Annotated in this window: 10 protein-coding genes and 1 other RNA gene; 1 reads left to right on the plus strand and 10 read right to left on the minus strand. The window is 42.3% G+C overall.

Annotated elements, in window-relative coordinates; translation table 11 throughout:
- The 9 genes from ACTQ9S_RS08215 to ffs form a co-directional block, all read right to left on the minus strand.
- The gene (locus ACTQ9S_RS08215; RefSeq protein ID WP_440454673.1) at positions 1–1,083 is read right to left on the minus strand and encodes an ABC transporter permease; all 1,083 of its coding nucleotides are present in this window, start codon (positions 1,081–1,083) and stop codon (positions 1–3) included.
- Positions 1,083–2,153, minus strand: coding sequence for a microcin C ABC transporter permease YejB (locus tag ACTQ9S_RS08220; RefSeq protein WP_068035511.1), 1,071 nt, complete (start codon positions 2,151–2,153; stop codon positions 1,083–1,085). The genes ACTQ9S_RS08215 and ACTQ9S_RS08220 overlap by 1 nt, the downstream gene beginning before the upstream one ends.
- A 42-nt stretch (positions 2,154–2,195) precedes the next feature.
- Positions 2,196–2,975, minus strand: a complete 780-nt coding sequence (gene gloB / locus ACTQ9S_RS08225) for a hydroxyacylglutathione hydrolase (RefSeq protein WP_068035509.1) — start codon at positions 2,973–2,975, stop codon at positions 2,196–2,198.
- 178 nt (positions 2,976–3,153) lie between these two features.
- Positions 3,154–4,986: an extracellular solute-binding protein gene (locus ACTQ9S_RS08230; protein WP_440454674.1), complete on the minus strand. Its 1,833-nt coding sequence runs from the start codon at positions 4,984–4,986 to the stop codon at positions 3,154–3,156.
- Between the two features lie 292 nt (positions 4,987–5,278).
- The gene (gene serC, locus ACTQ9S_RS08235; protein WP_440454675.1) at positions 5,279–6,388 is read right to left on the minus strand and encodes a 3-phosphoserine/phosphohydroxythreonine transaminase; all 1,110 of its coding nucleotides are present in this window, start codon (positions 6,386–6,388) and stop codon (positions 5,279–5,281) included.
- Positions 6,389–6,544: 156 nt separating this feature from the next.
- A complete protein-coding gene (locus tag ACTQ9S_RS08240; protein ID WP_440454676.1) occupies positions 6,545–7,438 on the minus strand; it encodes a hypothetical protein in 894 nt (297 codons plus the stop codon).
- 144 nt (positions 7,439–7,582) lie between these two features.
- Positions 7,583–10,591: a M48 family metalloprotease gene (locus tag ACTQ9S_RS08245; protein ID WP_440454677.1), complete on the minus strand. Its 3,009-nt coding sequence runs from the start codon at positions 10,589–10,591 to the stop codon at positions 7,583–7,585.
- 50 nt (positions 10,592–10,641) lie between these two features.
- Positions 10,642–11,238, minus strand: a complete 597-nt coding sequence (locus ACTQ9S_RS08250) for a LemA family protein (RefSeq protein WP_068327341.1) — start codon at positions 11,236–11,238, stop codon at positions 10,642–10,644.
- Between the two features lie 207 nt (positions 11,239–11,445).
- Positions 11,446–11,542: signal recognition particle sRNA small type (gene ffs / locus ACTQ9S_RS08255), an RNA gene on the minus strand.
- A 269-nt stretch (positions 11,543–11,811) separates the two neighbouring features.
- On the opposite strand from ffs, the gene ACTQ9S_RS08260 reads away from it, so the two are divergent.
- Positions 11,812–12,528 (plus strand): SIMPL domain-containing protein, encoded by a 717-nt coding sequence (locus ACTQ9S_RS08260; RefSeq protein ID WP_440454678.1) that lies wholly within the window; start codon positions 11,812–11,814, stop codon positions 12,526–12,528.
- Positions 12,529–12,721: 193 nt separating this feature from the next.
- On the opposite strand, the gene ACTQ9S_RS08265 is transcribed toward ACTQ9S_RS08260, so the two are convergent.
- Positions 12,722–13,564 (minus strand): DUF4124 domain-containing protein, encoded by an 843-nt coding sequence (locus tag ACTQ9S_RS08265; RefSeq protein ID WP_440454679.1) that lies wholly within the window; start codon positions 13,562–13,564, stop codon positions 12,722–12,724.
- Positions 13,565–13,596: the final 32 nt, after the last annotated feature.

Below are 13,596 nucleotides of genomic sequence, written 5' to 3' on the forward strand. Positions count from 1 at the left end.
TCAGGAGCGCCTCGGATCAAAGGCATCACGCAGTGCTTCGCCAACGAAAATTAGCAATGATAAAATAAAAGTTAAACTAAAAAATCCAGATAAGGCCAGCCAAGGCGCATCAAGGTTGTTTTTCCCTTGTACCATCAGCTCACCAAGCGATGGTGACCCAGGCGGTAAACCATATCCTAAGAAGTCTAGTGCTGTTAAAGCAATAATATTGGCGGTTAAGATAAACGGCAGCTGCGACAAGCTTGAGGCCAACGCATTAGGCAAGATATGCCTGAGCATGATTTGACTGTCCGATACCCCGAGGTTGCGAGCAGCACGGACATAATCAAAGTTACGCGCCCGCAAAAACTCTGCCCGCACCAAACCAACCAGCCCCATCCAACCGAATAACAGCATCATGGCAAATAGCATGGTAATACTAGGGCTAAACAAGCTGACCAAAATAATAATCATAAACAGCTGCGGCATACCGCTCCACACTTCCATGAAACGCTGCCCTGCCAAATCTACCCAGCCACCATAATATCCTTGTATCGCACCGATAATAACGCCAATCAATGCGCCCGCTAGTGTCAGTGCCAGACCGAACAATAACGATACGCGCATACCGTAAAGTATCCGCGCTAGCACATCACGACCCATATCATCAGTACCCAGCCAGTTCTGGCTATTGGGTGCGGCTGGATATGGAATGCCCAGTTCAACGTTTGGCGTCTGATCGGCAAATGGAATGAGCGGCATCACATAATAACCCTGATCATTAATCAGCGTTTGCACCGCAGGATCTTTGTAATTGGTTTCGGTCTCAAATACACCGCCAAAAGTCGTCTCAGGATAGGCTTTTAGTACGGGGAAATAATAATCGCCTTGATACTGCACCAGTAGTGGCTTGTCATTGGCAATCACATTGGCTGCCATACAAATGACAAATATCGCCGAAAAAACAAACAGCGATATAACCCCAAGACGATTATGGCGGAAGCGATTTAGTCGCGCCTGCCAGATAGGATTTAGGCGACGTTTTTTTTCTAGTGAAATAGCAGACGTGCTTGAGGACGTTGAAGGTAATGGATGACTTGACATTAGCGCCCCTCAAAATCAATACGAGGATCAATCAAGTGATAACTTAAATCACTGATTAACTGTAATAACAGTCCCATCAAGGTAAAAATAAATAATGTGCCAAATATCACTGGATAGTCGCGCTGCTGAATGGCTTCGAAACCTAACAACCCCAAACCATCAAGCTTAAAGATGATTTCAATGAGGAAGTTACCAGCAAAGAAAATTCCAACGATAGCCGCTGGAATACCGGCAATAATAATCAGCATCGCATTACGAAAAACATGACCGTATAAAACTTGACGCTCACCCAAGCCTTTCGCACGGGCGGTGAGCACGTATTGCTTACCCAGCTCTTCTAGAAAGCTAAACTTGGTCAAATAGGTTAAGCCTGCAAAACCGCCAACGGTACTTGCCAGCAGTGGCAATGCAAGATGCCAAAAGTAATCTTTCACTTTACCAAATGCGCTTAATTGATCGAAATTCTCAGAGGTTAGTCCTTGCAGTGGAAAAATATTCCAGTAGCTACCACCCGCAAAAAACACCAGTAGTATGACTGCAAACACAAATACAGGTATCGCATGCCCAATGGCAAGTAGCATAGCGGTGGCTTTATCAATCCCCGAGCCATGATGCATGGCTTTATAAACACCCAGTGGAATGGCTATCATATAAATCAGTAACGTACTCCAAAGCCCAAGCGAGATTGATACTGGTAGCTTCTCTATGATGAGATCGGTCACTGATTGGCCTTTAAAAAAAGACTCACCAAAGTCCAGCTGAGCATAGTTCTTTAACATCAGCCAAAAGCGCTCAGGTGCCGATTTATCAAAGCCGTATTGGGCATTAATCGCTGCAACCATTTCTTCTGATAAACCACGAGTCCCTTGATAGGTACTGTTATTACCGCCCGCACTGCCCGCGCCGATATTACCACCGAGCGCATTGTCTTTTGCGCCCTGCTCGATAAGCGCTAGCTGCTGCTCTACAGGACCGCCAGGAGCCGCTTGTACAATCACAAAGTTCGCCAGCAATATCAAAAATAGCGTCGGTAATATCAGTAACAATCTTTTTAAGATATAACGACCCATAGTGGCGGTTTCCTATAATAAACAGATATGACAACTTAGCATTTAGAAGTTGTTTTTAAGTTCACGTAACGCTGCAAATACGGTCAAAGACTTATCATCTTCGATATTTACTTTAGACTTTACGCCTGTTATCACACTCGGCTCTTGCGTCCGTAAAAACACATTGATTGCACGCTCATGCTCTAAGGTTACTGGCAGCGTCGGAATGCCTTGTGCGGTTTTTTCTTCTGCTTGCGCCAGTGCTTGCTTCATCGCCTCATTGTCAGGCTCAATAGATAGGCCAAAGCGTAGATTGCTAGCAGTATATTCGTGGGCTGGATACAGTAACGTCTCAGCAGGCAGCTCATTTAAGCGCTTAAAGCTGTCATGCAATTGCTCAATCGTCCCAGTAAAAACGCGTCCGCAACCAGCACTAAACAGGGTGTCACCACAGAAGCAATGCTTACTGCCGTCGATATCTAATATATAAGCCATGTGACTGGCAGTATGACCTGAGACATCCCATACTTGTGCAGAACAGCCCCACGCACTTACCGTACTACCATCTTTAATAGTCTGATCTTCGTCTACCGTATGCTCGCTGTGTGCGACCAAATGCGTCATAGGATAAGACTCTTGCAGTGTTGCTACGCCGCCAATGTGATCGTGGTGATGATGCGTAGTCCAAATCGAGGTGAGTTCTAACTGGTTCTCTTCTAGATAGGCAACAACCGGCTCGGCTTGACCTGGATCAATGACAATCGCCTGTTTATTACTTTCATTGATTAATGTCCAAATATAATTATCATTGAACGCTTTAATTGGGTGAATACGAATACTCATATTAAATCCTTACCAATAGTTATTTCTATTACTAGTTATCCATGAACGGCTAAACCACTTTGTCTGTGTTAAATAACGATAGCCAATACTTTTAGTTTGTAACCTTATCAATATCTTAAATTGCTGTTATTTTAAAAAGGTCCACTACTAAAGACCGTTACTTTAAAAACATTGTCACTTATTGTCTTAAATATTTATCAACGCGTGCTTCTGCTTCTTTATCTGACCACCAATAATCAATGCCTACAGCGTTGGTCGGCAGCTTTTCAGTATGACGATATTGATTCCAGTAGGCAACATTGGTTGCAGATTTGCCATATAGAGGTACTAAATAATGACCAGCTCGTAGCAGGCGATCGAGTGTTTTAGTATATAAAACAATCTCTTCACGGCTCTTAGCATTTGCAAGTGCAGCTGTTATCTCATCGATAACTAGGTTTTTAATACCGATTGTATTTCTATTACCAGGCTCATCGGCAGCCGCGCTACCCCAAAAAGCCGCTTGCTCAGCACCAGGGGATAAACTTTGGGCGAATACATCAACCACCATATCATAATCAAAACGGCGCACACGCTCGTAATATTGCGGACCATCCACTTGACGTAGGGTGGCATCAAATCCTAACCGCTTTAAATTACGAATATAAGGCAACAATACACGTCCCATAGTCTCGCCCGTCATCAAAATTTCGATCTGAGCAAGCTTACCATCAGGTTGATATAGCTTCATATCGTCATAATAAAAGCCAGCATCTAGCAACAGCTGCCGCGCCTTTAATAACGCTTTGCGATTAAAGCCGCTACTATCACTAGTCGGCAGTTGCCACTTTGCTAATACGGCTTGACGCTGTATTGGTTCAAGCTTAGATAACAAAGGTGTTAGCACCTGCATCTCAGCAGCAGATGGCGTACCAGTAGCGGCAAGCTCAGAGCCATGAAAGAAGCTTTGCAAGCGTTCATACTGCCCATGAAACAAGGTTTTATTCATCCACTCAAAATCATAAGCAGCCGTCAATGCTTGGCGAACGCGAATATCTTGAAAAAGTGGCCGACGCATATTCATCACTAGACCCTGCATCGGTACTGGGTTTTCACTACTTATGGTTTCTTTATTAATCATACCTGCTTTGACGGCTGGGAAATTGTAACCCGTTGCCCAATTAGAGGCTTTGTTTTCTGGGCGGAAGCGATATTGCCCAGATTTAAAACCCTCAAAAGCAATCTCATCGCTTTGATAATACACAAACTTAATCATATCAAAGTTATAACGACCGCGATTGACCATCAAATCACGACCCCAATAATTGGGATCACGTATATAACTAACCGCGCGCCCCGCATCGACACGACCTAACTTATAAGGACCGCTGCCCATCAATGGCGTTAAGCTGATTTTTTCAAAGTTAGCATCAATAGAGGATTTGGCAAAAATAGGAAACTGCCCGACTGTTAATAAAATTTCTTTATTATTATCTGAGGCAAAGACAAACTTTACTTGTTGTTTATTAATAATCTCAATGTCTTTAATATCACCTAAATAGCTACGAATATACATCGGCCCTTTATTCAATATCGCGTCATAAGTAGCTTTGACATCGCTACTGGTCACAGGAGACCCATCCCAAAAGCGTGCGGCAGGGTTAATATGATAGATAATCCAGCTGGTGTCATCAGGGTCGTAAGTTACCTTGCTTGCCAGCTGCGGATACATGGTAAAAGCTTCATTTAGTGAACCAGTCATCAAGGTATCATATAGATAATCGGTGCCAATCATTGCTACACCAGTTGTCAACCATTTGTTGGCAGCATTAAAGGTGCCACGCGCATCAAGCGATAATTTACCCCCTGTCGGTGCATTTGGATTGGCATAGGGCATAAAGGGCGCATCAATATACTCAGTGGTACTATTATGACCAAGCGCAGTCGTGGTGATTGGAACTGCGATACTGGCTGGTATCCAACTCACAATTGTCACTAACAGGACAGTTTTTAGCATGGTATTTTTTATCATAATAAAGTTATAACAAACCCCTCTGCCAAACCAAATGGATGTATGCAGAATTTACCTAATGACTGAAAATTCATTGCAGCTTAAATGACAATTAAAAGAACATACGGCACAACATAAGCTCTCATAATTGCTGCAAAATTTCATCATAACAAATTTAGGTTTTTTAACCTAATGGTTTGCAGTGTTGAGTTTGCGGTATAACGCCCTACTCATCCAAAAAGAAGGTTAATTTTTGATAAAAAAAGACGCAACTCATAAAAGCTGCGTCCTTTGTTCTAAAGCTTATGCTAACTTAAGCATGCTTTTTTTCAAACGCTATCATAAAGTCAACCAATTGCTGCACCCAGTCTAGCGACACTGCATTGTAAATACTGGCACGCATACCGCCCACATCGCGGTGACCTTTTAAATGCATCAAACCTGCTGCCTCTGACTCTTCTAAAAATATTTTATCAAGGCTGCTGTCTGCTAACGTAAACGGCACATTCATGATAGAACGATACTTAGGATCAACTGGATTACTATATAAGTTGCTTTCATCAATCGTTTTGTAAAGCAAATCTGCTTTTTGCTGATTAATTTTGCCGATAGCAGCAACGCCGCCTTGCTCTTCTAACCAATCAAATACCAACCCTGCCAAGTACCAAGAATACGTCGCTGGCGTGTTTGACATGGATTCTTTTTCAGCTTGATGCTCATAGTTCATTAGTAGTGGGCACCACTCACTCGCCTGCCCCAATAAGTCTTCACGAATAATCACAATGATCAATCCTGCTGGACCAATGTTTTTTTGCGCACCAGCATATATCATCCCAAACTTAGAGACATCGATTGGCTGTGACAAAATGCAAGAAGACATATCGGCAATTAGAGGTGCATCAACTTGTGGTGGCTCAAATATTTGCAAACCATGAATAGTCTCATTGGCGCAGTAGTGGAAGTACGCAGCATCTTCGCTTATATTCCAATCGCTTTGGGCTGGCACGTCAGTAAAGTTACTATCTTTACCAGTTGCCACTAGATTAATCTCACCAAGACCTAGATTGGCATAACGCTGTGCTTCTTTGATGGCTTTACCTGACCATGCACCCGTAGTCAGGTAGTCACCGCGCCCACCATTTAATAAGTTCAATGGTATCGCTGAAAATTGTAAGCTTGCACCACCTTGCAAAAACAGCACTTTATAATTGTCTGGAATGTCCATCAATGAGCGCAATTTAGCTTCGGCTTTTTCGGTAATTGCGATGTACTCTTTGCTACGGTGGCTCACTTCCATGACTGACATACCGCGCCCTTGCCAATCAAGTAGCTCACTTTGCGCACGCTCTAGCACTGCGGTCGGTATGGTGGCGGGTCCCGCTGAAAAATTAGGTACACGGTTAGGAGCGGCTTTGGTAGTCATAATCATTATCCTAAATATGATGAAATCATCGTTGTTATATAAGTTTTAAAAGCTAAGGCTTCAAACTGCTGCTTTAAAACCTCTTAAGGTAAGTCTTGTCTCTATTTTTATTCTTAATCACTATGTTCAATAGCTATTGCAGCAGACTGTAAGTCTTTAACTCTGTCTCGACAACTGCTCCCAAAGCTGACGCTTAAGGCTACTATCAGCAAGCATCTCATCCAATGTAGGCACAGTAGTCACAGTAGGATGCGCAAGGCCGTCAGGCAACGCAGTTAATGCAGCAACTTTTATCTCTTCGCTGCGTCCAATTTTAAACACATATCCAGCAAGGCTAGCATTGGCAAGCTCAGCCGTATCCATCCCCTCGCAGATAGGAAATGATGTTGTCTCACAGGTGATTGACAACGCTTGCGTGATATTTTGCCACAGTTTTTGACTGTCGTTATTAAGTGCTTGGATATCAACCAAAACCACCCAATCGCCATAGCGACCACCTTGTAAATCAAATGGTGCTACTTTTTTAAAGCTGTCCTCTTTAAAACTATCTTCCTTAAAATTCTCAGCGCTATTTGTGTCAGCAATAGCGGCTTGCTGAACGACAGAATCTACAAGGGATGTAACGACTGTCTTAGAGGTATCAGGGACAGTCGTGTCAAAACTATAGGTAACAGGGCTTTGTTCGTCAGGATAGCTTAAATTTGGCTCATTAACGTCATCATGATAATGGCTAATAGATTCATCATCTACTATGCCTGATATAGATTCCGCAGACTCTATATTTGAATGATCAACGTTTGCAGCGTCAATACTTGGATGTTCTATATTTGGACGGCTAATGCTTGGCTGTTGAATAGTTGTATCGGCAGAAGTAGACTGAATGGCGCTATTAATTATAGTAGGGTCAGGTAAAACAGGCGCAGAAATATCTGCAATATTTAGGGTTTCTGAATTCGGCTGCACCCACTGATTGATACCCATCATCGCTAAAATCTGGCGCTGCTGCATACGATGCTGCAATACAATTAGCGGCTCTTGGATCTCACTCATACGACTCTACTATCCTACTTATCTAAAATGGGTTTACAAGATTTTAATGTCAAAAACAATGCCAAAAATGATGTTGAGAAACGATCTAAAATATTTAGCTTCTTGCTAGCGAAACACTCACCCAGCTTCAATCAATGACATTTATCAAAAAATTTGACGAACGCCTAACCAGTGCTCTGCGAGTACCATCAAGCAGTCGTACTCATCCTGACTAATTATCGTATCGTGTAACATCACCGTATGCAACGTACTTAGCCATTGCCGATACTCATTATAATCTATTTGATGGCTATCCTGTTGTCCCTCTCGATAATTATTCTTAGACTGAGTATCTGCTATAGGTGCCCTAGAAGTAGTTGTTTGAAAGATAGGAACAGCGTCAATAATGGCCAGTAACTGAATGCTATTTAAATTTTGTGCGGTTAATAGCAGCCATTGCAAATTTGCATCACTGACCGTGGTTAAATCAATATCAATCAAGCGTGTATGGCGATGTAAATCCACAATATAGTGCGCAACACTGTCATTATTATAGCCGAACTCTGAAATAGGTACTGAGCTATCCAACGTCAATATCATTTGACCTTTGACATCTTTCGATAGCCGATATGCAAGCAACGTCAATATAGCCCTCTTAACCACATTAAGACCGTTAAACACCTGTCCTGAAGGGTCAAGCTGAGCGCATATATCACTCATACCCCTCTGTAATAGCGGTTGCCATTCACTCTGTGTATCTACATCAGTATCATTTAAAACTTCAGAAAATATCGGCCGTAACTGCTGTAAATGCAGTGCTTGCCATAGCGATAGAATTGGTGAAGCTTGCTGCGCTGGAGTTGAGATCAAGGTACTTTTTACATGAGTCGGTACTGGCTGTTCGTTAACCATTAAATCTTTTTTAGCTGATACGTTATGAGCGAAACTTTTAGTCAGATCAGCTGATAGCTGTTTTCCAAACAACTCAAGCAGGCCTTGTTGATAGCGCAACAGCATCGTACGGCACTTTTGCTGCTTTACATAGTGTTGATGGGCTTGGTTACTATGACTGCGTTCACTTTTGAGACGTAATTGATCAATAGTGCTTTCTGATAAGTTATGCTGACTGATTTGCTTCACAGCGAATGTAATCAAAGCGCTGTCTAAACGCCGGTCAAAACTCGCCACTATTTTTAATAATTTATGGTCTAGCGTATGCGCTAAAATTTGAGGGTTACTGAAAGTATTATTATTAGTATTAGCATCGGTGTCAGCAGCAGACACACTATCGTTTGGAAGCCCAATCCAAATATCTTTTAAATCATACATGCCAGTCGTAGATATTGTCTGTCCTTGATGGCATAGCATGATGGCTTCTATTAATGCCTGCGCTCCTAGTGGGTGATGACTGTGATTGAGCACATGCTGTGGTAGTGTAACTTTGTTTATATCGTCAATACTAATCAAAGCTGCTGATGGCAAATCGCTGTCAGGTTTTGCCATCCATGGTTTTAACAGCTGATAAGTACCAATATCTTCTGCCAGTACCTGCAAACGCCCATCAACAACCACATCTTCCTCTACGACAAACTCAACTCCTGTATATATTTCCAATTCATTGCTAAGTTTATTCACAGAAAAAGCTGAAACTTCATTGTTAGTAATATCATTAGGATTCTCGTTGATACTATTATCAACAGCATGATTAACAGATGTTGATTCAGCTTTGGAGATATGAGATTGGGGCGTGATTTCTTCTTGATTACTGCTTAGGCTATTTACTTTTATTGCTCCCCAATTACCAAGACGACGCTGTTCATATATCTCTTTTATCTTTTGTTGATTTATGCGCTTCTCTCTTGCGACCTGAACGGCAAAGTCATGATAAGCATTAGCATTAATGGCTCTCATGCGTTCAGCTAAGCTAGGATGCGTAGCAAACCATGAGACATCCCCCAGATCCGCCCCACTGCTAGCAAAAAAGAAGTGACTCAGCCCATTGATATCAGCGATATTTGATAAGCGTGAACCAAGCGAGTCTTGATGAATAGCCTTTAAAGTTTCGATAATTGCAGGCGAGCGTGTCAGCTGCACGCTGGTCGCATCAGCGAGCAATTCACGCTGACGGTTAAAGCTATGCTTAATCAGCTGCGCACTTGCCATACTCGAAAAACTCAACCCATGTAACAGCAATGTCCAAACACTGCGCGGTGCTTGCCGATCAATCACAGGTCTATTTTCTAGCCATCTAGGCTGGCTTTTTGCTGATGACTGATGACTGTTCGATTGGGTTTGCCAGTAAGATACCCATTCGCTATGGCTCGTAAAGCTTGCTGTCTGCGCCTCAGTGCTGCGTGCACGACTATCGATTGCGCTTTGTGGCAAAGGCATGGCTCGATTAACAGCACTATTAAAAGAGCTATCAATCGAGCTATCGAAATAACTGCCTTGCTGACTATAACCAGAGGCTTTATTACTGATAGGATCACTCCAGTCATAGACTATCTGCAAGCCTGCCAGTACCACCATCAGCTGCAAATTAAACGTCGCATCGCCATGCAGTATATGACCATACTCATGACCTATAAGTCCGTATAGCCCCTCATCAGACAGCTTATCAAGCGCGCCTTGGGTGACGACTAACACCATATCCTGACTATGGCGACCAGCGACAAAACCATTGATGCCTTGCTCATCAGGCAGCACATAAAGAATTGGCATACTTAGACCGGAAGCAATAGCCAACTGCTGGGCAATCTCATAATAACGCCGATAGACAGGCGGAAAATCACGCTCATCACGTACCGCTATATGACGGTCACTAAAGCGAACCTTTGAAACAGACTCATGCTGATGGGCGACCCCGCTGCTATGTTCCCAAGCGTCCTGACTGTTATCGATAAACAAACGCACCGCACCCACGCGCTGGGCAATAGCACGACCACCAGTCTTTAAACGGCGATACTCTAAAAAGCTACCACCAATAAAGCTAGCCAACGTCCAAACAATGACCAGTACCAGTGCCCAATAATACACACCACCAGTAAATAGGGTAAGCAGCAGCGCCATTACCCCAAGCGCCACTGCTATATGTGCAAATACTATGAGAAAAAACAGCCCGTAGAGCAACAGGCTGCGCTGAGTACGTGTCCGCTGTTCACCAAAAAAATCCATCTATATGCCTGATTTAAAAATAGCTAAACGCATCTGAATATAATGAAACATTAGCCCATATTGACGACAGGTGCTTGAGCAATGGCCTTTCTGTCTTCAAACACTAAAGGGCTAAGTGGACGAAATCCAAAGGTGCTGCTGACAAGATTGTTTGGAAACACTTCGCGGTCATTGTTGTAGAACATCACGCTATCGTTATAATGCTGACGCGCAAAGCCAATACGGTTCTCTGTATTGGTGAGCTCATCCATCAACTCTTTAATCATACTGTCCGCTTTTAATTCCGGATACGCTTCCACGACAGCTGAGAATTGCCCCAATGCTTTGGAAAGCATACCTTCTGCTTTAGCAAATAATGCCATATGCTCAAGTGAGTCTGGTTGATGCTTATTAGAGTCTTGCAAGCTTTGGGCATGGTTACGTGCGCTAATCACGCGGCTGAGTGTCTCTTCTTCGTGGGTTAAATAACGCTTAGCAGTCTCTACCAAGTTTGGAATCAAATCATGACGGCGCTTTAGCTGCACATCTATCTGTGCAAAGCCATTCTTCGCTTGGTTGCGCGCCCGTACCAACTTGTTAAATATCGATACACCAAAAACAACGACTAGCACCACAATAATAATAAATAGCCAAACGAATATTTTCATAAATGAGCCTCAAATCTTTCAGTATTAATATCAGCGTTGATAAAAGTTAATACATATTATTTTAACCTATCTTAATCAATGAAACGCCAGAATCAGACGAAATGCAGGCACAAAAAAAGCCCTTTGCAATGAAGGGCTTAGTACATCATATAAACTTCTTAAATGGTTTATCGAAGCAGTTATCAAATTTTAAGCAAAAAAAAGCGACTCCAAAAGCACATCCTCGGCACACATCATAACTATTACCGTTGCTACCTTCCGGTCCTGGCGGGATTCATAGAACAATGTTGCGAGGCTACCAATGGAGCCACCAGTTGCAGATTATACAAGAATTTTTCAGTATTACAACCCCTATCTCAAAACTGTTTAATTACCATAGCAAACAATTGCGATATTTAGTGACAAAATTCTCACAAGGACTCGTCTAAATTTTGCTATTTTGGTTAGTGAAGCTCAGCTTACTAGGTATTACCTAACAAAATAAAATGAATGCCTATAGCTTCTAATATAGATCGCAATTCCTATTTGAACACGATCTGTGTCAATATCATTAATTTTACTTAGGAGATAATTATGGGAAGCACTTTACTTAATAAAGTAGCTCTTACTACTGGTACCGCTTGCCTACTAACCGCTATGATGGGCAGTGCGCATGCAGAACCAACTGGTTATGATCAACTTAGCTTCCAAACGGAAGTTAAAGAAGAAATTCAAAATGATGAAGTACGCGCTAGTATGTACAAAAAAGCACAGGCAACCAATGCTAAAGCACTGGCCACAACGCTCAACACTTCAATCAATAACGCTATGAAAATTGCTAAACGCTACCCTAGTGTGACAGTCAGCACCGGCCAGCAACGCACTTATCCACGCTACGATAAAAACGACAAAATTATTGGCTGGACAGGACAGGCAAATATAGATCTTAAAAGCACAGATTTTGCAGCGACTAGCCAGCTTATTGCTGATTTGCAAGAGACCTTAGTGATGGATAATCTAAATTTTGGGGTCTCAGATGATAAAAAAGACGCGCTAGAGCAAAAGTTAATGACTGATGCTTCTCGTTCTTTTCAAAAGCAAGCTAAAAATCTAACACGCGCTTGGGATGCTCGTGGCTATCGTGTAGTGAATGTTAGCTTAAACACTGGTAGCAACTATCCTCGTCCAATGTATAGCAGCATGAATATGAAAGCTGAGGCAGCAGATGCATCAGTTCCGAGTCAGAGCTTTGAGTCTGGTAACAGTACAATATCGGTCACCGCTAACGGTACAATTGAGCTTACCAAATAATTGAACTAAGTGGGCAAAAAATCAGCTAATTAAAGTTTAGTTTGATTACAGTATTTTCCAAGCAAAAATAAGGGGCAATCACTATTGATAGTGATTGCCCCTTTATACAAATTGTTAAGCTACATTGACCATTAAACCATTCAGCACTGATAAACCTTTGAGCACTGATGTTTTATTTGGCTACTTTACCTAGCTATTGCCTAGATATGTTAGTAAAAGCATCGTTAGTTATAGGTTGGCTATTCTGTGCTTTTTGCAGATTGATTTCCTTTTGACGCAATTTTAACATTACTTTTTGATGCCATGGTAGACGCTGATAAGCAAGCATTTGCGCGGCAATTTTCTTTTTGTTCTGCAAGATTACCGTATTTTGTATTACGTAAATAGTACGCTCAATTTGGCTAAGCGTTTGCCCTGCTTCATTTTTGATAACGGCTCGAATACTATGCGTACCCGGTAAAATATCTACCGTTGCGATAGATGCACTCAGGCCTTGCGCCACTTCATTATCATCAAGATAAATTATTACTTGATCGCCAGCTTGTAGCACAGGCTTTAGTTGTAGTTTGACATCGATACTCTGTGCAGGACGGCGATAAGCACGTGCTTCGCTCGGCTCTATCATGGTCAGCTGATATCTCACTCGTGCAGATTTGGTAGCAGGAGATGCAGTCTGTTGTGAGACTGCTGAAGAATTTGTCGTTTGAGATGATGTGATAGCTCTGCCATTAGAACCAGCACCTAAGCTGTTACTAACATTATTATCGTTAGCAGTATTATTAGCAGTAACATTAGTAACAACATCGGTTTGGCTGACTTGTTTATTGGCCTGATTTTCATAGCTTTGCGGACGATCAGTAAAAGTTACGTGTCCAGTTTTTTCATCTACCACTTTATAGATGGGCGCGGCATTAATCATCGGTGCATAAAGGCTGACTGTACCAATGAACACACCTGTTAACAACCCAGTTAGCTTGATATTTCTAAACTGTGAACTGTCTTGTTTTTTCATTTTATTTTTCGAATGCGTATACATAGTCAGCCAACCTAATAAGTGCTTATTATTAA

Source organism: Psychrobacter sp. ASPA161_9, from assembly GCF_051970275.1.
Lineage (GTDB): Bacteria > Pseudomonadota > Gammaproteobacteria > Pseudomonadales > Moraxellaceae > Psychrobacter.

What these genes read in the sequence shown, in the direction of transcription:
- gloB (WP_068035509.1), bottom strand. Translation starts at nt 2,975, where the DNA reads ATGAGTATTCGTATTCACCCAATTAAAGCGTTCAATGATAATTATATT.
- ACTQ9S_RS08220 (WP_068035511.1), bottom strand. Translation starts at nt 2,153, where the DNA reads ATGGGTCGTTATATCTTAAAAAGATTGTTACTGATATTACCGACGCTA.
- ACTQ9S_RS08250 (WP_068327341.1), bottom strand. Translation starts at nt 11,238, where the DNA reads ATGAAAATATTCGTTTGGCTATTTATTATTATTGTGGTGCTAGTCGTT.
- ACTQ9S_RS08245 (WP_440454677.1), bottom strand. Translation starts at nt 10,591, where the DNA reads ATGGATTTTTTTGGTGAACAGCGGACACGTACTCAGCGCAGCCTGTTG.
- ACTQ9S_RS08230 (WP_440454674.1), bottom strand. Translation starts at nt 4,986, where the DNA reads ATGATAAAAAATACCATGCTAAAAACTGTCCTGTTAGTGACAATTGTG.
- ACTQ9S_RS08240 (WP_440454676.1), bottom strand. Translation starts at nt 7,438, where the DNA reads ATGAGTGAGATCCAAGAGCCGCTAATTGTATTGCAGCATCGTATGCAG.
- ACTQ9S_RS08265 (WP_440454679.1), bottom strand. Translation starts at nt 13,564, where the DNA reads ATGTATACGCATTCGAAAAATAAAATGAAAAAACAAGACAGTTCACAG.
- ACTQ9S_RS08215 (WP_440454673.1), bottom strand. Translation starts at nt 1,083, where the DNA reads ATGTCAAGTCATCCATTACCTTCAACGTCCTCAAGCACGTCTGCTATT.
- serC (WP_440454675.1), bottom strand. Translation starts at nt 6,388, where the DNA reads ATGACTACCAAAGCCGCTCCTAACCGTGTACCTAATTTTTCAGCGGGA.
- ACTQ9S_RS08260 (WP_440454678.1), top strand. Translation starts at nt 11,812, where the DNA reads ATGGGAAGCACTTTACTTAATAAAGTAGCTCTTACTACTGGTACCGCT.